The organism is Treponema sp. (assembly GCF_045641405.1).
Lineage (GTDB): Bacteria > Spirochaetota > Spirochaetia > Treponematales > Treponemataceae > Treponema_D.
Map to the genome: position 1 here is coordinate 42,135 of NZ_JAZUGX010000062.1, position 20,227 is coordinate 62,361.

The 20,227-nt window shown below is 37.3% G+C and carries 22 protein-coding genes; 6 read left to right on the forward strand and 16 right to left on the reverse strand.

Annotated features, from left to right (window positions below):
• Positions 1–19 precede the first annotated feature (19 nt).
• The gene (locus ACKI39_RS09515; RefSeq protein ID WP_407399926.1) at positions 20–1,318 is read left to right on the forward strand and encodes a uracil-xanthine permease family protein; all 1,299 of its coding nucleotides are present in this window, start codon (positions 20–22) and stop codon (positions 1,316–1,318) included.
• A gap of 50 nt (positions 1,319–1,368) precedes the next feature.
• Here ACKI39_RS09515 and rpsU read toward each other — a convergent pair whose 3' ends face one another.
• The 5 genes from rpsU to ACKI39_RS09540 all read right to left on the reverse strand — a co-directional run bounded on the left by rpsU (position 1,369) and on the right by ACKI39_RS09540 (position 3,579).
• Positions 1,369–1,575 (reverse strand): 30S ribosomal protein S21, encoded by a 207-nt coding sequence (rpsU, locus tag ACKI39_RS09520; RefSeq protein ID WP_318688974.1) that lies wholly within the window; start codon positions 1,573–1,575, stop codon positions 1,369–1,371.
• A 69-nt stretch (positions 1,576–1,644) separates the two neighbouring features.
• Positions 1,645–2,067, reverse strand: coding sequence for a type II toxin-antitoxin system VapC family toxin (locus ACKI39_RS09525; RefSeq protein ID WP_318717891.1), 423 nt, complete (start codon positions 2,065–2,067; stop codon positions 1,645–1,647).
• Positions 2,064–2,351: a type II toxin-antitoxin system Phd/YefM family antitoxin gene (locus ACKI39_RS09530; RefSeq protein ID WP_407399929.1), complete on the reverse strand. Its 288-nt coding sequence runs from the start codon at positions 2,349–2,351 to the stop codon at positions 2,064–2,066. Before ACKI39_RS09530 ends, ACKI39_RS09525 begins: the two co-directional genes overlap by 4 nt.
• Before the next feature lie 83 nt (positions 2,352–2,434).
• Positions 2,435–3,082 carry a P-loop NTPase family protein gene (locus ACKI39_RS09535; protein ID WP_407399931.1) on the reverse strand — a complete coding sequence of 216 codons (648 nt, stop codon included), beginning with the start codon at positions 3,080–3,082 and terminating at the stop codon, positions 2,435–2,437.
• A gap of 53 nt (positions 3,083–3,135) precedes the next feature.
• Entirely contained in the window at positions 3,136–3,579 is a 444-nt protein-coding gene (locus ACKI39_RS09540; protein WP_407399933.1) for a hypothetical protein, read from the reverse strand.
• Between the two features lie 139 nt (positions 3,580–3,718).
• On the opposite strand from ACKI39_RS09540, the gene ACKI39_RS09545 reads away from it, so the two are divergent.
• Positions 3,719–3,862 carry a hypothetical protein gene (locus ACKI39_RS09545; RefSeq protein WP_407399935.1) on the forward strand — a complete coding sequence of 48 codons (144 nt, stop codon included), beginning with the start codon at positions 3,719–3,721 and terminating at the stop codon, positions 3,860–3,862.
• A 116-nt stretch (positions 3,863–3,978) separates the two neighbouring features.
• Here the strand turns inward: ACKI39_RS09545 and ACKI39_RS09550 are convergent, their stop codons facing one another.
• The 8 genes from ACKI39_RS09550 to ACKI39_RS09585 all read right to left on the reverse strand — a co-directional run bounded on the left by ACKI39_RS09550 (position 3,979) and on the right by ACKI39_RS09585 (position 12,760).
• Positions 3,979–4,185 (reverse strand): hypothetical protein, encoded by a 207-nt coding sequence (locus tag ACKI39_RS09550; protein WP_407399937.1) that lies wholly within the window; start codon positions 4,183–4,185, stop codon positions 3,979–3,981.
• A 114-nt stretch (positions 4,186–4,299) separates the two neighbouring features.
• Complete coding sequence (locus ACKI39_RS09555) at positions 4,300–4,875, reverse strand: hypothetical protein (protein ID WP_407399939.1); 576 nt, start codon at positions 4,873–4,875, stop codon at positions 4,300–4,302.
• Between the two features lie 220 nt (positions 4,876–5,095).
• The gene (locus ACKI39_RS09560; RefSeq protein WP_407399941.1) at positions 5,096–5,413 is read right to left on the reverse strand and encodes a hypothetical protein; all 318 of its coding nucleotides are present in this window, start codon (positions 5,411–5,413) and stop codon (positions 5,096–5,098) included.
• Positions 5,414–5,710: 297 nt separating this feature from the next.
• On the reverse strand, positions 5,711–6,280 hold the full coding sequence (locus tag ACKI39_RS09565) for a hypothetical protein (RefSeq protein ID WP_407399943.1): 570 nt from the start codon (positions 6,278–6,280) through the stop codon (positions 5,711–5,713).
• 19 nt (positions 6,281–6,299) lie between these two features.
• Positions 6,300–9,722, reverse strand: coding sequence for an ATP-binding protein (locus ACKI39_RS09570; RefSeq protein ID WP_407399945.1), 3,423 nt, complete (start codon positions 9,720–9,722; stop codon positions 6,300–6,302).
• Between the two features lie 160 nt (positions 9,723–9,882).
• A complete protein-coding gene (locus ACKI39_RS09575) occupies positions 9,883–11,448 on the reverse strand; it encodes an SEL1-like repeat protein (protein ID WP_407399946.1) in 1,566 nt (521 codons plus the stop codon).
• Complete coding sequence (locus tag ACKI39_RS09580; RefSeq protein ID WP_407399948.1) at positions 11,449–12,027, reverse strand: leucine-rich repeat domain-containing protein; 579 nt, start codon at positions 12,025–12,027, stop codon at positions 11,449–11,451.
• A gap of 76 nt (positions 12,028–12,103) precedes the next feature.
• Complete coding sequence (locus ACKI39_RS09585) at positions 12,104–12,760, reverse strand: RipA family octameric membrane protein (RefSeq protein ID WP_407399950.1); 657 nt, start codon at positions 12,758–12,760, stop codon at positions 12,104–12,106.
• Between the two features lie 106 nt (positions 12,761–12,866).
• Between ACKI39_RS09585 and ACKI39_RS09590 the strand changes: the two genes are divergently transcribed.
• Positions 12,867–13,220 (forward strand): helix-turn-helix domain-containing protein, encoded by a 354-nt coding sequence (locus ACKI39_RS09590; RefSeq protein ID WP_407399952.1) that lies wholly within the window; start codon positions 12,867–12,869, stop codon positions 13,218–13,220.
• Positions 13,221–13,369: 149 nt separating this feature from the next.
• Complete coding sequence (locus ACKI39_RS09595) at positions 13,370–14,299, forward strand: Rpn family recombination-promoting nuclease/putative transposase (RefSeq protein ID WP_407399954.1); 930 nt, start codon at positions 13,370–13,372, stop codon at positions 14,297–14,299.
• 49 nt (positions 14,300–14,348) lie between these two features.
• On the opposite strand, the gene ACKI39_RS09600 is transcribed toward ACKI39_RS09595, so the two are convergent.
• Positions 14,349–15,389, reverse strand: a complete 1,041-nt coding sequence (locus ACKI39_RS09600) for a helix-turn-helix transcriptional regulator (protein WP_407399956.1) — start codon at positions 15,387–15,389, stop codon at positions 14,349–14,351.
• Between the two features lie 371 nt (positions 15,390–15,760).
• Between ACKI39_RS09600 and ACKI39_RS09605 the strand changes: the two genes are divergently transcribed.
• A complete protein-coding gene (locus tag ACKI39_RS09605; RefSeq protein ID WP_407399958.1) occupies positions 15,761–16,468 on the forward strand; it encodes an ATP-dependent Clp protease proteolytic subunit in 708 nt (235 codons plus the stop codon).
• A gap of 138 nt (positions 16,469–16,606) precedes the next feature.
• Here the strand turns inward: ACKI39_RS09605 and gatA are convergent, their stop codons facing one another.
• Complete coding sequence (gatA, locus tag ACKI39_RS09610; protein WP_407399960.1) at positions 16,607–18,070, reverse strand: Asp-tRNA(Asn)/Glu-tRNA(Gln) amidotransferase subunit GatA; 1,464 nt, start codon at positions 18,068–18,070, stop codon at positions 16,607–16,609.
• A gap of 1 nt (position 18,071) precedes the next feature.
• Complete coding sequence (locus ACKI39_RS09615; RefSeq protein ID WP_318689944.1) at positions 18,072–18,386, reverse strand: Asp-tRNA(Asn)/Glu-tRNA(Gln) amidotransferase subunit GatC; 315 nt, start codon at positions 18,384–18,386, stop codon at positions 18,072–18,074.
• A gap of 87 nt (positions 18,387–18,473) precedes the next feature.
• Between ACKI39_RS09615 and ACKI39_RS09620 the strand changes: the two genes are divergently transcribed.
• Positions 18,474–19,925, forward strand: coding sequence for an alpha/beta hydrolase-fold protein (locus ACKI39_RS09620; protein WP_407399962.1), 1,452 nt, complete (start codon positions 18,474–18,476; stop codon positions 19,923–19,925).
• Positions 19,926–20,227: the final 302 nt, after the last annotated feature.

The window sequence follows — 20,227 nt, forward strand, 5'->3', positions numbered from 1 at the left end:
TTTTTACAGGAGTTATAATATGGAACAGATGAAGGAAATCTACGAACTTGACGGAAAGATCAATCCGCTCAAGGGACTTCCATTCGGATTGCAGCACGTTCTCGCAATGTTCGTTGCAAACATCACACCAATCATGATCATCGCAGGTGCATGTGGAATAGGTCAGGAAAACGTTGCCCGCCTCATTCAGTCTGCAATGCTCATCGCCGGTATCGGTACATTCATCCAGCTTTTCCCACTCTGGAAAATCGGTTCACGTCTTCCAATCGTAATGGGAATCAGCTTTACTTTCGTAGGTATTGCCTGCGGAATCGGCGCACAGTTTGGCTACGGCGCAATCGTTGGTGCAGTTATCGTCGGCGGTATCGTTGAAGGCATCCTTGGTCTCTTTGGAAAATACTGGATCCGCTTCATCAAGCCTATCGTTGCAGCAAACGTTGTAATCGCCATCGGATTTTCTCTTCTCGGTGTAGGTGCCCGTTCATTCGGCGGCGGCTATGCTCCGGACTTTGGTTCATGGCAAAACTGGACAATCGGAACAGTAACACTTGTAAGCGGACTTCTTTTCTCCCACTTTGCAAAGAACTACCTCAAGTCACTTTCAGTTCTTTTTGCACTCATCGTCGGATACATTCTTGCAATCTGTTTTGGGAAGGTAAACTTTGCTCCTGTTGCATCAAGCCCAATCGTTGGACTTCCAGCCTTCATGATGTTCAAGCCAACTTTCAATGCAGGCGCAATCATCTCTTTCATTTTGATCTACCTTGTTTCAGCAACAGAAACTTTGGGTGATACATCGGCAATGTGCGCATCAGGTCTTCATCGTGACATCACGACAAAGGAAGCTTCAGGCTCGATTGCCTGCGACGGATTCATCAGTGCCCTCGGCGGACTTTTCGGTTGCTCACCTATCACATCATTCAGCCAGAACGTTGGCCTTGTTGCCATGACAGGCGTTGTAAACAGAATCGCAATCGCAACAGGTGCAGCTGTCCTTGTAATCGCCGGAATCTTCCCTGTATTCGGAGCAGTTCTTGCAACATTGCCTGACGCAGTTCTTGGCGGATGTACAATCATGATGTTCGGTTCAATCGTTACAAGCGGAATCCAGATGCTGGGCAAATGCGGTCTTTCTGCAAAAAATACAACAATCACTGCCCTTTCTTTGAGCATTGGCCTTGGCTTTACACAGATCAACGAAATGTTCAACGCTTTCCCACAGATCGTTCAGACAGTATTCAACGGAAACTGCGTTGCTGTAGTATTCGTAATCGCCCTTGTTCTTTCCCTCTGCATGAAGGACGAAAAGGCGGAATAAAAAAAAGAGCCCATGGAGTTTTCCATGGGCTTTCTACTTAAGAGATAATCTTAGTAGTCCTTCTTGTCTGTCTTGCGCTTCTTGTTAAGAAGTTTGCGTTCGAGAGAAGTGTTCTTCTGGTGAAGAATAGCTGAAGGCTTTACGAAATATTCGCGCTTCTTGTATTCGCGGATAATGCCTTCCTTTTCAACCATGCGCTTGAAACGTTTGATTGCCTTTTCAAGGTTTTCTGAATCGTCTACGTTGATTGTTGCCATTGTAATTCACCTCCTTAAATACGAGGATTTCGTAAGTGGATTGATTATCTCATATTTTGGGGTGATTGTTCAAGAGGCAAACCAGTTTTCCACCATAAGTCCGTTTATAGGCTCAAAATCCTTCACATTTCGCGTAACAAGAATCATGTTGTTTGCCATTGCCGTAGCAGCTATCTGAAGGTCATGAATTTTTGGAACATAGCCAGCCTTCTCATACTGGTAATAAATTTTTCCGTAAATTCCTGATGCGTGCTCATCAAAGGGGATTTTTTCATAAAGTGAATTGATATGGTTGATTACATAGTCCTGCAAATTCAACCTGCGTTTTCCAGCGGGAAGTTTTTCAATTCCGTAAATCAATTCAGCCCAGGTAACTGAACTGATGGCACAAAGATGGCTTTTTGATTCAAGCTGAACAAGAACATTTTCATCACGAATTTTCTTTGTCGGCTCAGAAACAATATTCGTATCAAGCAGGTATATTTTGTTCATTCTTCACCGCCAAAAGGATTTTCCATTTCAGCAGCAGTTGATTTTCTGCAATTTTCAAGAATTTCTGCAAAGGAATCATCCATTTCTTCCCCACAATCTTTGAGCCATTTTTTATAGTGGTCGGAAAATTTTTCTGTTCCGTTAGTCAACTGATCAAGAGTTTCCTGGCTGATTAAAAGAACGGATGTCTTTCCATGCTTTGTGACGGCAACAATCTCACCGTTTTCCACCATGGCAACATATTCGCTGAACCTTGCCTTAACATCAAAAAGTGGTGCTGTCATAAAATCCCCCTGGCTTATATTAGTCATATTGTACAATATATGACTAATATAAAAACAATTTTAGATTCTGTCAAATTTCAGGTTCACTTTGACATATCAAAAATCAGCTCCTTAGACAGCTTTGCAGAATCGATGATTTCCCGACCATCGATGAAACCAACAGGCTTATACTGTTTATTTGCCGACAGAATCTTATAAATGCTGTTGCTGCAAGATTCGTCGATTTTAGTTACTATGCTTCCACTGAATTCAAGATCCGCCTTTTTATGGTAAGACATCATATGTTCAAGAAGATCCTCGGGAGTTGCCAAAGACACAACGAACAGCAGCTTTCCTTTTTCTACACTACGGCAGATATCCCTGATATACAAAAGGTCTTCTAGTTCAAACATTGAATAGCCGGACAGATCCACCAAAATAATTTTTTTATTTGCACTAAATGACAGTTCTTCAATCAACTTCTCTTTTGAACTGCATGCAGCTGATTCAACATGAAGGGTCTCTCCCCAATTGAAGAACACATCCCTTGCTCCAACATTCATGGTGTCCATGGTTATTATCTTGAATAATCCCTGTGCTTTTCTATTCAAAACATATGGTGCAAGAATCTTTGCTATCCCGGAAGTCTTGCCACTACCCGTCGGACCGCAAAAGAAAAATACCTTTTGATTCAGCCTTTCGATTTTGGAATTTACACATGCACTTGATTCATCTGGTTCGCTTAAACACACTTGCCCGTTCAACTTGTTTGATTCAATGAAAGCAATTATCTCGTTGAACTTTCCTAAGGCATATTCTCTTTTTGACGCTCTGTATTTATTCTTTCTACATAAGCCTGAGAAAAGTCATCAAGGAAATCACCACACTGAACAAGGCATGAAGCTACAAGCTGAGTAAGGCGGTTTATATTTTCTTCCGAAACAATCATTTTTCCCAAAGAGATTCTTATACTTTTATTGTACACAAGATATACAAACGCTTCATCAAATCCTTTTTTCTCTATAAGCAGAAGTTCAAATCCAGCGTGTAATTTGACGGTCATTTCATAATGATGGGAACCTTTAATACATTCATCCAATGTGTTTTCTATTTTCATCTCGGCCTTTAGCCTCTTGGAGAAATCCTCCCATGTAATTTTTTTAGCAGCCTGATTATCTTTTTCTAAATTCTCAATCGATGCTTTTAGTGCTTCGCGAACTTTCTGACATAATTTGCTATAGTCGATCATAATTCCTCCCAAAATCTGTCATAACTATTACTGATATTTGTAGTAGAAATATCAAAAATCTGTCTCACGGAATGAGAATTTTTTGCTTATAAATTTGCATTATCAGGATTTTATTAATATTTTCTTTACTGGAGGTTTCATGGCAGAAAAAAATATTGCAGAAAAAACTCTTGAATCCTATAACGATGTTTTTGCCGACATCGTGAACGGATTGCCCTGTATGGTCTTGAAAACCAGATTGCAGTTGACCCAGACATGCTCAGGCTTCCTGTGGAAAAAGTAAAGGAACTTGCAGAGATGGTTCTTGTTTCTGCGTAGTCGATAGTAGAATGATTTTTAGTTGATTGCAGCAGCCACTGATTTTGTGTAACTGCTGCTTTTCCAATTTTCTGCTGAATCTTATGGCTCACAACAGAATGATTCCGGCGTTTTTCCGCAGAACTTGTCCTTAAGCTTGCCAACCTGATTTGCTACATCGCTTGCAACAGTCTTTGCAAGGTCTTCAGCATTCTCCTGAATATTGATTGCAGACTGATTGTTCTTGTGACGGTAGTAACCGTACACAGTTCCAACTCCGATTGTGATTGCACCGATTAGTGACAGCATAAAATGCCTCCTTGTTAAACTTGATATTTATAGAACCTAAGGTCCTAAACTTGAAACCCATGAATAAGGTATCATAGGTTTGTCTCATGGAATGAGAAACTTAGAGTTGACAATTTATAGGACTACATGTCCAACATCATAAATATTCTCGTATGAGATGGGTTTTGTCTCTCTGCAAGATAAATAGAGTTGATGGCAGCTGCATAAGGTTAAAATGCTTGGATCGCTTGAATTCAACTCCATGAGTTTATTTGCAATGTATCCAACAGCCGTAGCAATTGAAACTGGGGATTTTGGATTGTAGGAAATGCCAAAGTATTTTGTTATCGTTTTTATCGCGGTATTATTCAAATCTTGAACCAGCTTTTTTGCAGCAGTCTTGATGTCGTAAAGATTGAAACATAGTCGCTTACTTGTAGGATACCAGATGGACGGGCCGCAAAAGGTATTGTAAATTTCTTTGGTTTTTACTTCTGCATTGCAGCAGAAAACAGGCAGGTCTCCGACAAAGGATGAAACTTTCTCTAGCAGTTCATTTGTCTCGTGAATTAGTGCATACCCAGGGTATGTATGTCCAGTATGGTATGTGATTTTAATCTTTTTCCATAGCCTTCTGCCATTTCTAAACTTGACCAAAGCAAGCTTGGCAGAACTTCCACTCTTCTCAAAGTGCATTGCAACAAAATCCATATGTACCTCCAAGTAATGTCTTGAAGATATCATGGCTTTGTCTCATGGAGTGAGAATTTGGTTTTATGTTATATAGTTACTGAAATTAAATTTACTGTGCCGGAAAGAATGTTATGAATTCCATGAGATGACAGTAAATTAATTGTTTCAAAAACGCCAATATCCGCAAGGCGGTCGCCCGCACAAGAAGACTAGGTACTGGCATTTTTGCTTTCTATTCCTATCTTTGATTGAGTTCTACTATTTTTATCACTCTCTCGGACACTTCTCTAATAGTCTCCATGACATTAGATATTATTTCATCCTTCATTTTTTCGATTCTTTCAGCAGATCGTGTCGCTTTATAATCAGCTATTCGAATATTTCTTTCTACTTCTGCATTACGTTCTCTTTCATACCTTTCATGTTCAGATCGACTACATAACTCCATATTTGGGTGATCTTTTTGCCACTTCTTTCTATCCCAGACTAGATAGCTATCTTCGCCATTACAGATATACCCTTTGTCGTAAATTTCTTCTGGAATTTCTGCCAACATATACATCCTCCATAATTAAAGATTTATTAATCTCAGGCAATGATTCATACAACTATGCCGAATCACTATTATATGTTCATATTCTTTTCCATCATATCATAGTTAACACAACCAGATAGAATTATGTTTAGAATTAGTGTTTAGATATCTTAGGTTGTACATTAAAATCGAATTTTCAAAGACATTTAATATTTGCTTTTTTAAGTGCATTGCAACAAAATCCATGTTTACCTCCAAGTAATGTCTTGAAGATACCATGGCTTTGTCTCATGGGGTGAGAAAAAAAATAGATAATGCTTAAATCTTTCCTGTCTGCTCTAATTTATCAACATATTCGAGCATGGAATTAATTTGGATATCGTATTTACTTCCGAATTTGGAATGGATGTCATCAATGTTCATTTGCAAAGCATCACGGAACTTTCCTTGTTTTATTAATTCAGCTTCTTTGGCTCTAAAAGCGATAGCTTCTTCAGAATAGGCATAGCTTGCAGTTAATTTATGATCTTCTTCAAGCATTGTAATTGCAGGTCCATCTCTGTAATCAAATGGAATTGAATCTCCTGAAGGCATGTGATGAACTTCAAGTCCGTATTCTTTTTCGTATCCGCCCCATCCCCAAGATCCTATAATATCACCATAGCGTCCACCATCAAAAGATCCAAGTTCATACGGTTCTTTCCCATTTTTATCAGTAACAACTATTGGTTTAATATCAGGATTTATTCTCTTATCTGGGTCAAACAGATTTTCTCCATTTTTTTTATCGAAAGAATCTAGTTTGCTTTCGATTCTTTTGTCAGGATCAAAAAGAAAATTTCTGAATGTTTCAGTCGAAGTATTAATTTCATTTATTCCATCAATCATAATTTCTTCCTATCATAAATTAGAAACCGTTGTGAATCTGCCATTCTCTAAATTCGACGGATTTCCCTAAATCATTGAAAATATACTGAGTTATCAATGCTTGGATAACATCATTTTGAAGTTGCACATCAAGAGAATTTTCTCCAATTTCTGCCAAAAGTTCTGATCTGATAGCAGTTGTCCAAAGTTCAGCTCTATTGATATTGCTATCACAAATTCTTTTTACAGATTTGAATGTTTCTGGATATAGGCAACTTAATACTTCTCCAAGTTTTGTAAAGCGTGGTGCTGGTTGAGTAGTTAAAGGATTTTTTAACATATCAATAATTTTTGCCTTCGCAGTTCCACTGATATCCAATTTATCAACAATTTTTTCATCTTTCAATGTCATTTTTTTGTTTTCACATAAAAGTTTTGTAATTGTTGAGACGGATTTTGTATCCGGAGCAGTATTGATTTTGTCATCTTCTTTTTTATAACGATAATCCTTTTTATATTCCGTAAATTCTGTCACCTTACAAAGAACAGCTTCCGACCATTCATTCTGATAGACTGCAGCAACACCTGTTGGAAGTTTTGCAAGTTCATTTATCTGATCATCATTTAGGTTCGCTGCTTTTCCAACAAGATCTCTATCGCCCAAATCTGGTAGACGCATAATAATTTTTGTGTTTGTGTTTCTAATAACAGCCATATCAAGCAAGGCAGGTGCTTGATCGGCAATTATGAATCCTTCCCCATAACTTCGCATTTCAGCAATTGCATTTGTGAGCATTTCAACTGATTTCCCTGCCAAGTTTGCAATTTCGGAGGATTGATTTGTCGATGTTCTTCGTAATATATTGTGTGCTTCTTCAAGGATAGTTACATGTTTCAATTTCGAATTCATGTCACCAGTTGCCATCCTGTATTCCTGGAGTTTCAAGACAATAATGCCCATAAGAAGAGATTTTGTTTCTTGACTTCCTACACGACTCAGGTCAATTATTACATTCTCATCAAAAAGATCTTCAAACTCTATTTCATTTGTTGTAAAAATCTGGCCATTTATTCCATTTGTTAGCGATGATAATCTTGTAAGAAGTGAACCCTTGTAATTCCCTCGTGTTTCGCCTTCATATTCTGAAGAGTTAATTACATTGCGTATGCTCCTTGTAACATCCTCAAATGTTGGATAGTAATTTTTATCATATTTGTTTTTTCCAGTTGTTAAATCCCAACCTGCATCTTCATATGATTTTTCTATTGCTTGCTTTAAAATAGCCGGCATGGCAGCATACATAGGCCAGCAAACATTAAAAATTTCGACAAGACGATCAAGATGTTCAAGAATATGTATCTCATCCGGGAAACTGAACGGATTAATTCTAAGAACATCTGTCAATTGAGGGTTTGTTCCATAAACCTTTACATTCTTATCATTTCCAAAAACATTTTTATATTCACCTTTTGCAGGTTCAATAATCATGAATTTAATATTTTCTTTTTTTAAGGCAGAAAGGATTTGGTAGACTGTATTTGATTTACCTGAACCTGTCGAACCAGTAATGAAAGCATGTGAACACAATGAATCCAGTGATAAATTTACAGGAATATTTTTTTCCTCATGGTACATGTGAACTATGTTGCCAAGACAAATTTCTTTTGCGTCATTATCATTTTTATTGCCATTCAAATTATAGGAAGACACATTTCGTCCAAAAGATGCAGTTTCAAGAACGGGGAGACCTGCAACAGATTTAGATGGGAAGTTCAGAGAATATGCAAGTTCTTTACCAGATAATGCCGTAGTAGGAGTGACTTGTAGTGGATATACAAGGAATGTTTTATCTTCATCCACAACTGATTTAGCAAGAACAAATTCAGGATGTCTAAGTGTTGTCACATAGCTACAAATTTCATTTGCTTCTTCACTTTCTTCATCATTATATCCATTGTGCCAAGAATTGATTGATGATTTTGTCAGATAAGAATCCTCACCTTGTGTAAGTGCGAGATACGTATGGGCAACACTATTTGCCGTATTTGAATCTTTAGAAAGAACATAACCTGCAAAGTCCCACATGCCAAGAGCAGAACTTTGATCTAAGCGGTTCATCTGGCTTTCAAGGTATTCAAGAAGATGCTTGATATTATAATTTGTAAAAGATTGTGTAATCCCTTCATTTTTTCCTATGGTTGCAGTTACACTTGAAGAACGTGCGAAATTTGCACCCAAATTTGCTCCTGCATGAATACCATTATTTGAACCAGAATAATTTCCTGATGTAATGGAATCAGAAGTTCCTGTTGTTTCCGAATGAGATTTTCCTTTTGTCTTATCGCCAATTAAATCAGAAGCGACTTCTAATCCTGTACGAATTAATCTTCCTCCAGGAACAAGTGACAAGAGACCGCCGAAATTTCTAGTTAACGTTTTTACAGCATTTCCTTGATGACCTGTTCTTGATTCAAAAGAACCTGATTGATTGCCTTTAGAATCTGTATGTGTATTTGAATTATTAACACCTAGATTGTGTCCATACTGTAAACCAGCACTCATCCCTGCATTCACACCAAAATTGGCTAGGGAATTTGTAGAATCTGATTGTGTAAATGTAAAATTCGTTTGCCATGCAGAATATGGAGACAAAGCTGTATAAATTTGAGCAAGACGATTTTTTCTTTCTTCGATGTCATGCACAGGAGTTGCTAGAAGAACTATCGTATATTCATCGTCACCTTTTTTATCTGTTGGAACAATACCATCCAGTAATTTTTCCATTGTCTGGCTGATGAATTTTTCTGATTTTTCAGAAGGTATGTTTGACATTGAAGCAACCGAATAATTTCCAGCAGTCAGGCAGTCAGGTGTTCCTTTTTGCCCTTCTCCATCTTTATTAACTAGTATTTCGGAACCAGGAAAATTTCCTTTTATAGAGGAAGCAAGAAGTTTGCTAAATCCATCAACTACGGTTGGATCTACTTTTTCTTCGTTTGTAACCGTAACCGCCAAATAACATTTTACCGACTCTTTAGTGCGATTAAAGATAAGACCAATATTACAATCTTCTTCTGAAAGAACTTCATATACATTTATAAGTTTCTCAAGATTGTTTTCCCGCCTGTCAAAGACCCACCTTGTAACATCAAAGTATCTGACTCTTATATCTTTTTCAAATTTAGTATTGTCTTCTTTTACAAGGTAAACATCTTTTATCTGTGGTAGATAGGAATTAAATACTTCAACAGAACTAGAAGCTATGAGTCGAGCTGTAAGTTCGGCAACACCAGCACTGTCCATTGAAGGAACTTCTGAAAGATATTGTGTTCTTAATTTTTCAATATCCTCAGTTTGTTGTTGAGAAAGTTTTGAAAGCGCTGCAACCTTGTCTCCGACTTTATTATATTTATCTTCAGCCCAATTTGATATTTTTTGTTTAATTGATGAGATGATGCCCATAGTTAATTCTCCGTGAAAGTTTAAGTTTTATTATGTAAGAGTTAAAAAATACCAATGAAACATATAACGACCTTCATAGATTGATTTTGCAAGTGTCATGTAAAAAAAATGACTATCGTTTGAAATTCTATGTCACTGATACTTTTTAACACTTACCTTATCATTTGCTGAAGTTATAATTTTTTAGCTGTTTTGTAAATTTTTTCGCAAAACCACCCCGCGATTCCACTTTCTTAAGTAGTTCATTTCCTTTGTATGAATCTTCATCACAACCAATACCTTTCAGACATAAATATGCCAATGAGCATAATGTATTGACATCATCCTTATGATTTTTTTTACTAATCCTATATAAATATTCATACACCTTTCTTTTTATTATTTCCGTAGAGTTATTAAGTTTTTCAAAGTCATTAAAATAATCTATTTTATCATCAGCATTATTGTCTTCACATATTGCCAATAAAAAATAAGCATCTCCATTTTCAGGATCTGCATCTAAAGCAATTTTAAACATATCTCTGAATTGATTGCTATTTCCAATATTTCCCAGTTTTTGTGCATAACAGAAACCTAAGTAGGCATAAGTGTTAGAATCATTAATTTCTTGTGCTGCTTCTGAAATAAGATTGTATCCAAGTTCATGGATAGATTTAATATCAAAATCAAATTCCATGCGAATTTCATAATCTATAGATTCTTCAGGTTCTGTACAAAAAATCCAGCCCAAAAGACTTTTTGCATAAGCTCTACCAGTTTCTCCAATATCTATTGTTTCCTCTTCATCAATTGCTATCATTAAGTAGCTAATAGCTTTAGAAATATCAGTATCACAACCATAGCCGTAATAATAGTATTCTCCCATCTTATAATTAATAAAAGAGATTTTTTCTTCAGTCAGATTTTGAAGTTCATTAATGATTTCAAAACTTTTTTTGTAATTCTTTTTCGTTTCGTAATACTCACAAAGACAAACTTTTGCATTAAGGTTTGTATTGTTTTTTTCAAGTAAATTTAGACCATCACGCTCATTTATATCAGTTCCAATTCCATATAGATAACATTTTCCGAGCATATATTCCGCCTGAGAATACCCCTTTTCTGCTGATTTTTTATAAAACTCAAAAGCTTTGTCCTCATCATCAATTGATTCATAGTATTCTCCTAAAGAACATAAAACGATTGATGAGTCCAGGTGTTTGTTACATATTTTAAGCCCTTTATCCACATTTTGATCTATTCCTTCTCCAAGAAGATATGACCGGCCAACAAAACTTTCACCTTCATCAGAGCCTAAGTCAGCTGCATGCTTAAAACGAAGAAAAGATTCTACAAGATCCCCTTTGCTACGATATTCTTTTCCTTCATCCAATAGTTTTTTTACCTGTTCGTCTTCATTTACCGAAACTATCTCCTTTGAATTTTCTTCTACAGGAACTTGCTCTTTTTTAACTTTTTTCATCTTCGCAAGTTTTATTTCATCTTCATAATAATCATCGATGACATCTTTGACCTTTTCATATTCTTCTTCAGTACCAATAAACTTCAATTTGTCATAATTCTTTTTGATTATATCCATTGCTCCCGTTAAATCAGAAAAGAATGAATTGTAGTCATATTTTCTTAAGGGATTATTGCGGTCTATTTCGGTTTCTTTTCCTTCAGCTACAATAAGATACTGAATTGTCTGTTCTTCTTCGTTTGCAATGATTTTAAATTCTGCCATTTATTTTTCCTCACTTGTTGGAGTTCTTTCTTTGTTTTCTTCTTTAAATATTAATTGACAATTTTCTAGGTAAGATATTTTTTTATTATCGTAATTTAATATATCAACCTCACAATTCGTAACTTTTGATTCTGGTATTTGAAAATTGATTGTGATTAAGTTATCACAGCCTAAAAAACAGTTTTCGCCGATATATTTGGTTGTTTCTGGTATAGTAATTTCAGTTAGTGACCTACAGCCAGCAAAAGCATAATCTTCTATTCTTTCAATACTTTCTGGTAATTCGATAGATTTAAGGTTATCAAACCCTATAAATGCAGCTTTATCTATCTTTTTTATTTTATTGAGATTTTTGAGTGAAAGTTTTTTTATTTCTTTAAAATCGGAGAATGTTTTATTACTTATTTCATCATCAAAGAATACAAAAACTGTATCTTCACCAATGAGTATAGTATTCTTTGATGTGATTTTTTTACGATTGAAACAAGAATCCCAAATGATTGGCGAACATAATAAAGCACAAATAAATATTAAACCAACAAGAATGAAAAAAACTTTTCCTAAAGTTAATGATTTCATAAACAAAACCTCAATTAAAAGGAAAATTATTAAAAGGTAACTAATTACAAGAGTAATAACAAATAAACACAGTTTCTTATTCATTATCTATATCCCCAGAATAACAAAATAGAAAACTGATCAGTCTGATAAACAAGTAAAAAACAAAATATTGGATAAGAGCAAAAATTATTTGTTTGTATACAGTAGGGCAAAAACTGAAATTTGAATTTCGATAAATTAATGTACTATGAAAAATCGAAATGATTGACCAGCAGATAAAACAGATAACTCCAATAAAGCAATTTATTCTTGAAACTGAATATTCTCCTGGATCAGAAGATATGAGAAAAAAAGATGTCTTTTTAGGCTGTTTTAGATTTCCATAGTAAGGGATAGAGTTGATTTTTTCTATTAAATTTTCCTCCAGTAACTCATCAGGATATTCAAACATTTCACAAATTGAATTTTCATATCGTTCATACCAATATTTTGATCCTTTTGCCATCATAATCCAGAGGATAGAAAAAATTAAACCTAAATATGAAATTCCAAGACAAATGAAATTAAAGGATAATTTTGTTAAAATCTCGCTGTTTTCTAAGCATTTCAAAACAACAGTGCCATAACCAGCAGCACAAGCAGTCAAAAAAGTTACAAGAAATATTGATCTTTGCCATAGATTTGTAATTTCAAAATCTCTGCATCTCCACAATTCATTGTAAATGTCTTTATAAGACAGTTTGTCTTCCATTTGCCTCAAAATCCCTTGACTCCCACTATTTTAGTATTCCCAATTATATATCACTAATTTAGCACTGTCAAAATTTCAGTACCAATATAGTGATATCATTCAGTTCATGGGTTTTAGAGAAAGACTTAGGGATCAGATTGATTTTCTTGGACTTCTTGACAAGGAAGTTGCGGACAAGGCAGGCATCTCAAAACGGGCCATAGACAGCTATGTGGGCAACAGGGGGTGCATTCCCAGTGCCGAAGTTGCCGTTAAGCTTGCACAAGTTCTTGAAACTTCCGTTGAATATCTTGTGACAGGAAAAACATCTGAACCTACTCCCACACCTCCGGAATTGCAGCACCTGCAGCAGTTCGATTCAAAGGAAGAAAAAAAGCTCATCAAGGCCTTCTCTAAATTATCTTCCAGAGACAAGGGAACCATAGTCTCCCTTGCTGAACATCTAGCCGCCGCAAAATAGAAATCCTTCTATGCTGGTAAACCTACAACATTTCCGTCTCATGTAGTAAGAATTTTATAAAAAAGTTTTTAATAAAGTGCATGTTTTTGTTTTTTTTCGATTATTAAATATATGACAGCTTTGTCACAAATTTATTGGCGGAGAAAAACATGGCTCTATTCAACAGAACATACAAGGATTCAGTTTTTGTGGATCTTTTTAAGCGCAAGGAAAATTTCCTCAGTCTTTACAATTCAATTCATAAAACAAATTTGAAGCTGGAAGACACACAGATGGAACTGAAAGAAATTCCACAGTCGGTATACAAGACTTTCAACAATGATGTAAGCATGCTGGTCAACGGCAGGCTGATTGTCATGGTCGAACACCAGTCTACGATCAACGAGAACATGCCTCTCAGGTTTCTTGAATATTTAGTCAAACTGTACAATGCGATGATTCCGTCCAGAGCGAGATATCAAAATACAATCTATAAAATACCAACGCCGGAATTCTATGTATTTTACAATGGACTTAAATCATACCCACTGGAAACCTCACTTAACCTAAGCGATGCTTTTCTTGAAAAGCTTGAATGTCTACCACTGGAGCTGAAAGTAAAAGTATTCAACATCGGGCCAAATGCAGGCAAAAATAATTCCACAGAATCATTATCCTCAGATTTTATGCAGATCAAATCGCAATTGCAGAATTTTCAAGACTGTGATATTTTAAAACAGTACGTTGGTTTTGTTGAATGCATAAGGGAATTGGCAGTTCCAAATGATTTTGAATCATACAGGCTTGCAATTGAAACCGCAATTTCCAAAGGCTATCTACCTGAATACCTGAAAACTCATTCCATAGAGGTGGTGAACATGTTTCTTGCAGAGTACGATTACGACGAAGATATCGCAGTAAAAAAGGAAGAAGCTTTCAACGAAGGTAAGGAAGCTGGAATCCAACAATCTGCATTGGCAGGTGCAGTTCTCCTCGTGACAAAATACAATCAGACGCCAGAAACCGCAGCCGCAGATTTTGGAATCTCCCTGAATGAACTTGAAGAAGCTTTAAGAAAAACAGGTAAGACAGAAATCTGAACTACAGGAACAGCTTTACTTTTCGACCACAATATGTTTGTCACAGGTCCTATTTCAGATTCTTTACCATTTTCTTCACATGAATTTCCCATTCATCAACCAGTTGTTTAGGCGCCAATGGCCTTGCGTTACAGCCAAAACCGAGTATCAGTTTTAAAAATGGATACAGCTGGTTGCCCCTGAAAGAAAGAATTATGCTGCCGTCCTTCTGTTCTTCAATTTTTTGATTGTCGCCCCATTTTCTGTCACAGATGAATCCACATGCTTCATCATAAAACTGAGCCTTGAATTCAACTGACTTTTTTGTTTCACCGCTAAATGCACCAAAAGCACCAGAGGAATGCATTTTAAAATCCGCATCAGGTGGAACTGTAAAATTATCCTTTGAGAGTTTTATATTGCTCATCCTTGGAATTTGGAAAAGCCTAAATGCTTTTTTTGAAAGATCCCAGCACCACAAATACCAGGTTCCGTTTGAAAACACTGCCTGATACGGCTGAACTCTGCGCTGTATCTTTTCAGTTTTCCAGATTCCGCTGTAATCGAATTTTATGATTATGTTTTCCTTTAATGCTTTTCCAATTATATTCCAGTTTTTTTCCGAAATATCGATTCTACAGTCATCAAGAAAAACATATTTGTTGTGTGTCCATTCCAGGTCGGTATCGTCTGAGAATATGTTCTCTGCATTCCACTTTACTTCATTTGGATTTTTTATCGTACTTTTCTGAATTGTATCGAGAACTTTTTTTGCACTTTCATAGACTGGTGTTCCTTTAAGATTGCTTACCATATTCTGGAGAATTGAAACGGCAAACATTTCCTGTTCCGTGGTAAAAACCGTTGGTAGCCTATAGGTTCTATCGGTATAATAAAATCCTTTTGATTTTGGTTCTCTTTTAATTGGCGCATTCAGTTCTAATTTCATGAGTTCAATTGCCCTGTAGATTGTGGCGCGACTTCCAAGTTCTTCACGATCTTCCATCAACTCTTCAATTGTTGGATAGCAGCCGCTTGCTATAAGTTCATCGATTCTGAGAATTCTTCTGTATATCGCAAATTCACCATTACCTTTCTTTTCTTTATTCATACGCGCCTCGCAATTTTCTGCTGACATTATACATCATATCGATTTTCATCAAAAAGAGCCCCAGCCTAGGACTGGAGCAATTATAATCCCAAAATTTCCCAATTTAATTTTCTAATTTTTTATTATTGCAATGCTATGTCATATGTTTCCTCCTTTCAAGTGATATATAATCAGTCAACTGATTCTTCTTTTTAGTACCGTCAGGTGTAAATGTTTAACCTGGGTGCAATATAAAGTTTTCTCGTCTCACCAAATGAGAAATTTATTTTTTACGAAAATTTTTTCTATAAAATTCTGTCTCATTCCATGAGACTAAAATTTTGTATTTTTTTGCACAATATTATCGGGCTTTATGCCCAAGGAGAATTTACATGAAACAGATGATGTATGGATCTAAGAAAATGGGTAATTGGATGGATGATGATCGCAAACGCGGATTTGATGACAGGACATCAAGGCCAGCCGTTGTTTCCAGGGAAATTCCACTTGGAACATCCTATGACTTTTACCTTACTTCGGACATCACGGATTCATCCAACTACGATGAATGGATCCATACCTGTGCCGAAGCCCGTCCGTGTGACATGATTGAAGTTCACATCAACTGCTATGGCGGAAATCTTGATACGGCCATTCAGATTCATGACATGCTCATTGAATCCAAGGCTGATGTTTTTGTCAGCATTGAAGGAGCCTGCTGTTCAGGTGCAAGTCTCATTGCCATGGCAGGAGACCGCATACGAGTTCTTCCCAACAGCTACATGATGATTCATTCCTGGACAGGCGGAACCTACGGAAAATTTGGAAATGTCATTGAGAACACCGAGTTCCAGAAAAAATGGTTCGCCGATGTCATGATCCGCAACTACAGCGAATTTCTTTCAAAGGCTGAAATCAAGGAAGTCCTCGATGGCAAGGATATCTATATGGATGCAGAAGAAATGAGATCCCGTTTCAAAGTCCGTGACTCAAAGCGCGAGGAAAGAGCAAAAGCTCGAGAAAAGCAGATTGAGGATGCCAAAGCCAAGATCATGAAAATCCTTGAACCAAAGGGCCTTATAATAGAAGATTTGATGTAGATAGATTTTACATCAAGCATACAACAAAAAAAGCCATCAGAAAATCTGATGGCTTTATGGATTCATGAAGAAAGCAACAACACCCGACAGTCTTGATATACAAAAATGTCGTCATAAAAATTGACAGGACGTCAATTTTTATTTATGTTCTTCGTGCCATGCCTGGGCAATGGAAAGTACCTTTGCTTCGCTGAACATTGGACCTGCAAACTGGATTCCAACTGGCATGCCGTCCTTGTTCTTTCCTGCAGGAACAGAAATTGATGTGATGCGTGCAAGATTTACAAATACCGTGTAAAGGTCGCTCAGGTACATTTCAAGAGGATCGTCCACTTTCTGACCAAGCTTGAATGCAGCAGTTGGACACGTAGGGCAAAGGATGAGGTCGTAGCTTTCATAAAGCTTTGCAACTTCCTTCTGGATGCGTGCGCGAACACTCATTCCCTTCTTGTATGTTGTTCCCGAGAACTGTTCAGAAAGAACGTAGTTGCCGATGATGATGCGGCGCTTTACTTCAGGTCCAAATCCGTTTGAACGGGTTTCAACGTAAAGTTCATCGTATCCCTTGCCGGCGTCAACTCTGTTTCCGTAGCGGATTCCGTCAAAGCGGCTCAAGTTTGATGCTGCTTCTGAAAGGGCGATTACATAGTATGAAGCAATTGATGCGTCAAGAATTGGAAGGTCAACGATTTCAATCTTTGCACCCTTCTTTTCAAACCATGCCTTTGTGTCTTCAAAAACTTTTGCAACATCTGCATCAAGACCCTTTGCTTCTGCAAACTGCTTTGGAACAGCAATCTTGAGTGAAGAAAAATCCTTGTATGCTTCAAGGTTCTTGAGGCTGTCCTTGTTTGGAAGATCAGCGGATGTGTCGTCGTAGAAGTCTTCTCCGCTCATTGCGTAAAGTGGAAGTGCGATGTCCTTTGGTGTATGACCGAGGATACCGACCTGATCCAAAGATGAACCGTAGGCAACGATACCCCAGCGTGAAAGTACGCCGTAAGTTGTCTTGAGACCGTAGATTCCACAGTAAGAAGCCGGAAGGCGAACTGAACCACCAGTTTCAGTTCCAAGACCAAAGACTGCCTGGTTTGCGGCAACGGCTGCAGCACTACCACCGGAAGAACCGCCTGAAACATATTCGCGGTTTACAGGATTGCGTGTTGGTCCGTAGCTTGAATATTCAGTTGAAGAACCCATGGCAAATTCATCCTGGTTACAGCGGCCAAGAGGAATTGCTCCGGATTTTTCAAGGCGGTCGATTACTGTTGCATTGTATGGAGCAACATAGCCGTCAAGGATTTTTGAACCGCAAGTAAGCTTGTGTCCGCGTACGCTTGTGTTGTCCTTTACCGCAAAAGGAACGCCAAGAAGAGGCTTGTCTTCAAAAAGCTTGTCCAATGTTCCGGCTGCCTTTGCTTCCGCAATTTCCTTGTCTGCAGCTTCTGCCTTTGTTACGGCATCCTCAAACATTTCAAGGAAAGCATTGAGAGGCAAAGAAGACTTTTTGTCTTCTTCGTAAACTGCCATAAGTTCTTTTACAAGAGCGGCAGAAGTTGTTTCACCGTTCTTAAGTTTATTTACTGTTTCGTTAATTGTCATTTTATGCACCCTCGCCCAATACTTTTGGAACTTCGAAATATCCGTCCTTGAAGTTTGGCTCGTTGATTTTCTTTGTGTCGTGCATTTCAAGGCCAGCAACAATATCATCGCCGCGAAGCTGTTCCGCAGTTGTTGTTGGATATGCGTCATATGGGTTTTCACTGTCATCGTATTTTGAAAGGATGTCAAAGTATCCAACGATGTCATCAACCTGCTTCTTTAAGGTTTCCATGTCTGTGCTTTCAGGAGAAAGTCTTGAAAGATACAAAAGATTTTCCAAAGTAGTTTCGTCTACTGTACGCTTTGTTTCACTCATAATCTACAATTATATAGAAAGAACTTAAAAAATGCAATTTTCGCATGGGTGTAGAAAAGAGTTTGATTATTCATTTTAATATGATTGATGAAAAAAAGATTTTTACTTGCAGCTTTAATCGGCATCGCATTTTCACTTCATTCTCAGGAATTCAATTTTAAAGCTGAACCGCAGCCAAATGAATACATTCAGTACATCAACACCTTTGATTGGGGACCTGCTACAGACAAAATATTGATTTGCCTTGACCACAAGGTCGCTGATTCTGCGGTTGATATAAAAGACTTCTGCGTAAAGGTTCATATGGTGAGCAGAACAGATTCTGCAAAAAGCTATGGCCCTGCTCTAAGTGAAAGAATAGTAACCGATGCATTTCTTTGCGATGAGAACGGAACAAGAACTAAGGATAGAAGCCCCTACATCACCATATTGCTTGAAGTTCATCCAGACGCTACCTATTCAAATCCATATGTTTCTTTCAAAAAACCTTCTGGAGTAGACGACCTGTACGGTTACAAAATTGAAAACAAAAGACTTGAATTTGAAATCGGTAAAAGAACTGCAATCAGCAGCGAAAGCTTGAACTCATTTGTGCAGGGTGATTTCAAAGGAAGCCAAGATACAATGAAATATTCCATTTTCATGCCTGAATGTTCAAGATCAGAAAAAATTCCGCTCATAATCTGGTTCCATGGACTTACTGAAGGCGGTGAAAATCCATGGAATCCACTTTTAGGTAATCCAGTTCCAAATCTTTCAAAGGAACAAATTCAAAATCATTTTACAAATGGTGCGGCAGTATTGGTTCCTCAAAGCAAAGTCAGCTGGCTTGAAAGCGACACCAAAGATAAAAATGGAAATTACAAATGGGTTATTTTTGATGAAGTGAATATCAAGAAAAGCATTGCAAGCAAGGTTCTATTTCCATTCGCTAAAATCAGTTCCACATCTCCCTATGGAAAGGAAACTGGAAATAACGAAAACACGGTTTCCCGCTACACTTCAACAGTAAAGGAGCTCATAGATTCAATCTTAAAAAACAATCCACAGATTGATGAAAAAAGAATCTACCTCATGGGTGCATCTGCTGGTGGATACATGGTTTTGAACATGGGGCTTTGCTATCCAGAATCTTTTGCTGCTTTGGTTGCATGCTGTCCTGCGTATCCTTTCACAAAGTTCAATTATAGCAATATTGAAAAAATCTACGACAAACCTATATGGATTATTTATGCAGAAACAGATGAAACACTAAAGCCAGAAAGATATGCTGCAGGCTTAATCAACAGGTTTGAAAATTCAGGTGCCACAAACCTTCATAAATCAATATTTGAAAATGTAACTGATGCAACCAGAAAATATTTCAAGGATTACACCGACGATATTGATGAAAGAAAAGAAAGGGAAGAAAAAAACGAAATCCACGACACTCCATACGAATACGAAGGTCACGCTTCTTGGATTTATCTACTGAACGACCGATGCACGGATGGAAACATAAACCTGTACGATTGGTTGTCAGACCAAAGCCTAAAATAAAAATCAGACCTTTCCCTGGTTCCCTGCGGGAGCTATCTTTTCTTTTTAGTTCGCATCAACTAAGACTGGTCTTGCAAACATACTACAGCTATAAAAAGATAGTGGAGCAGGGGTTCAGGGGAAACTGCGACTTGCAACCCACTCTGAATCTGAGGGTGAAGCCCTCTGCTTTTCTTGTGGAAGGGGCGCACCCAGCAGGCTTTCCCTGGTTCCCTGCGGGAGCTATCTTTTCTTCTTAGTTCGCATTAACTAAGACTGGTCTTGCAAACATACTACAGCTATAAAAAGATAGCGGAGCAGGG

Excerpts from the sequence above, each read along its gene's own strand:
- ACKI39_RS09515 (WP_407399926.1), top strand. The coding sequence starts at position 20 with ATGGAACAGATGAAGGAAATCTACGAACTTGACGGAAAGATCAATCCG.
- rpsU (WP_318688974.1), bottom strand. The coding sequence starts at position 1,575 with ATGGCAACAATCAACGTAGACGATTCAGAAAACCTTGAAAAGGCAATC.
- ACKI39_RS09525 (WP_318717891.1), bottom strand. The coding sequence starts at position 2,067 with ATGAACAAAATATACCTGCTTGATACGAATATTGTTTCTGAGCCGACA.
- ACKI39_RS09530 (WP_407399929.1), bottom strand. The coding sequence starts at position 2,351 with ATGACAGCACCACTTTTTGATGTTAAGGCAAGGTTCAGCGAATATGTT.
- ACKI39_RS09540 (WP_407399933.1), bottom strand. The coding sequence starts at position 3,579 with ATGATCGACTATAGCAAATTATGTCAGAAAGTTCGCGAAGCACTAAAA.
- ACKI39_RS09545 (WP_407399935.1), top strand. The coding sequence starts at position 3,719 with ATGGCAGAAAAAAATATTGCAGAAAAAACTCTTGAATCCTATAACGAT.
- ACKI39_RS09550 (WP_407399937.1), bottom strand. The coding sequence starts at position 4,185 with ATGCTGTCACTAATCGGTGCAATCACAATCGGAGTTGGAACTGTGTAC.
- ACKI39_RS09555 (WP_407399939.1), bottom strand. The coding sequence starts at position 4,875 with ATGGATTTTGTTGCAATGCACTTTGAGAAGAGTGGAAGTTCTGCCAAG.
- ACKI39_RS09560 (WP_407399941.1), bottom strand. The coding sequence starts at position 5,413 with ATGTTGGCAGAAATTCCAGAAGAAATTTACGACAAAGGGTATATCTGT.
- ACKI39_RS09565 (WP_407399943.1), bottom strand. The coding sequence starts at position 6,280 with ATGATTGATGGAATAAATGAAATTAATACTTCGACTGAAACATTCAGA.
- ACKI39_RS09570 (WP_407399945.1), bottom strand. The coding sequence starts at position 9,722 with ATGGGCATCATCTCATCAATTAAACAAAAAATATCAAATTGGGCTGAA.
- ACKI39_RS09575 (WP_407399946.1), bottom strand. The coding sequence starts at position 11,448 with ATGGCAGAATTTAAAATCATTGCAAACGAAGAAGAACAGACAATTCAG.
- ACKI39_RS09580 (WP_407399948.1), bottom strand. The coding sequence starts at position 12,027 with ATGAAATCATTAACTTTAGGAAAAGTTTTTTTCATTCTTGTTGGTTTA.
- ACKI39_RS09585 (WP_407399950.1), bottom strand. The coding sequence starts at position 12,760 with ATGGAAGACAAACTGTCTTATAAAGACATTTACAATGAATTGTGGAGA.
- ACKI39_RS09590 (WP_407399952.1), top strand. The coding sequence starts at position 12,867 with ATGGGTTTTAGAGAAAGACTTAGGGATCAGATTGATTTTCTTGGACTT.
- ACKI39_RS09595 (WP_407399954.1), top strand. The coding sequence starts at position 13,370 with ATGGCTCTATTCAACAGAACATACAAGGATTCAGTTTTTGTGGATCTT.
- ACKI39_RS09600 (WP_407399956.1), bottom strand. The coding sequence starts at position 15,389 with ATGAATAAAGAAAAGAAAGGTAATGGTGAATTTGCGATATACAGAAGA.
- ACKI39_RS09605 (WP_407399958.1), top strand. The coding sequence starts at position 15,761 with ATGAAACAGATGATGTATGGATCTAAGAAAATGGGTAATTGGATGGAT.
- gatA (WP_407399960.1), bottom strand. The coding sequence starts at position 18,070 with ATGACAATTAACGAAACAGTAAATAAACTTAAGAACGGTGAAACAACT.
- ACKI39_RS09615 (WP_318689944.1), bottom strand. The coding sequence starts at position 18,386 with ATGAGTGAAACAAAGCGTACAGTAGACGAAACTACTTTGGAAAATCTT.
- ACKI39_RS09620 (WP_407399962.1), top strand. The coding sequence starts at position 18,474 with ATGAAAAAAAGATTTTTACTTGCAGCTTTAATCGGCATCGCATTTTCA.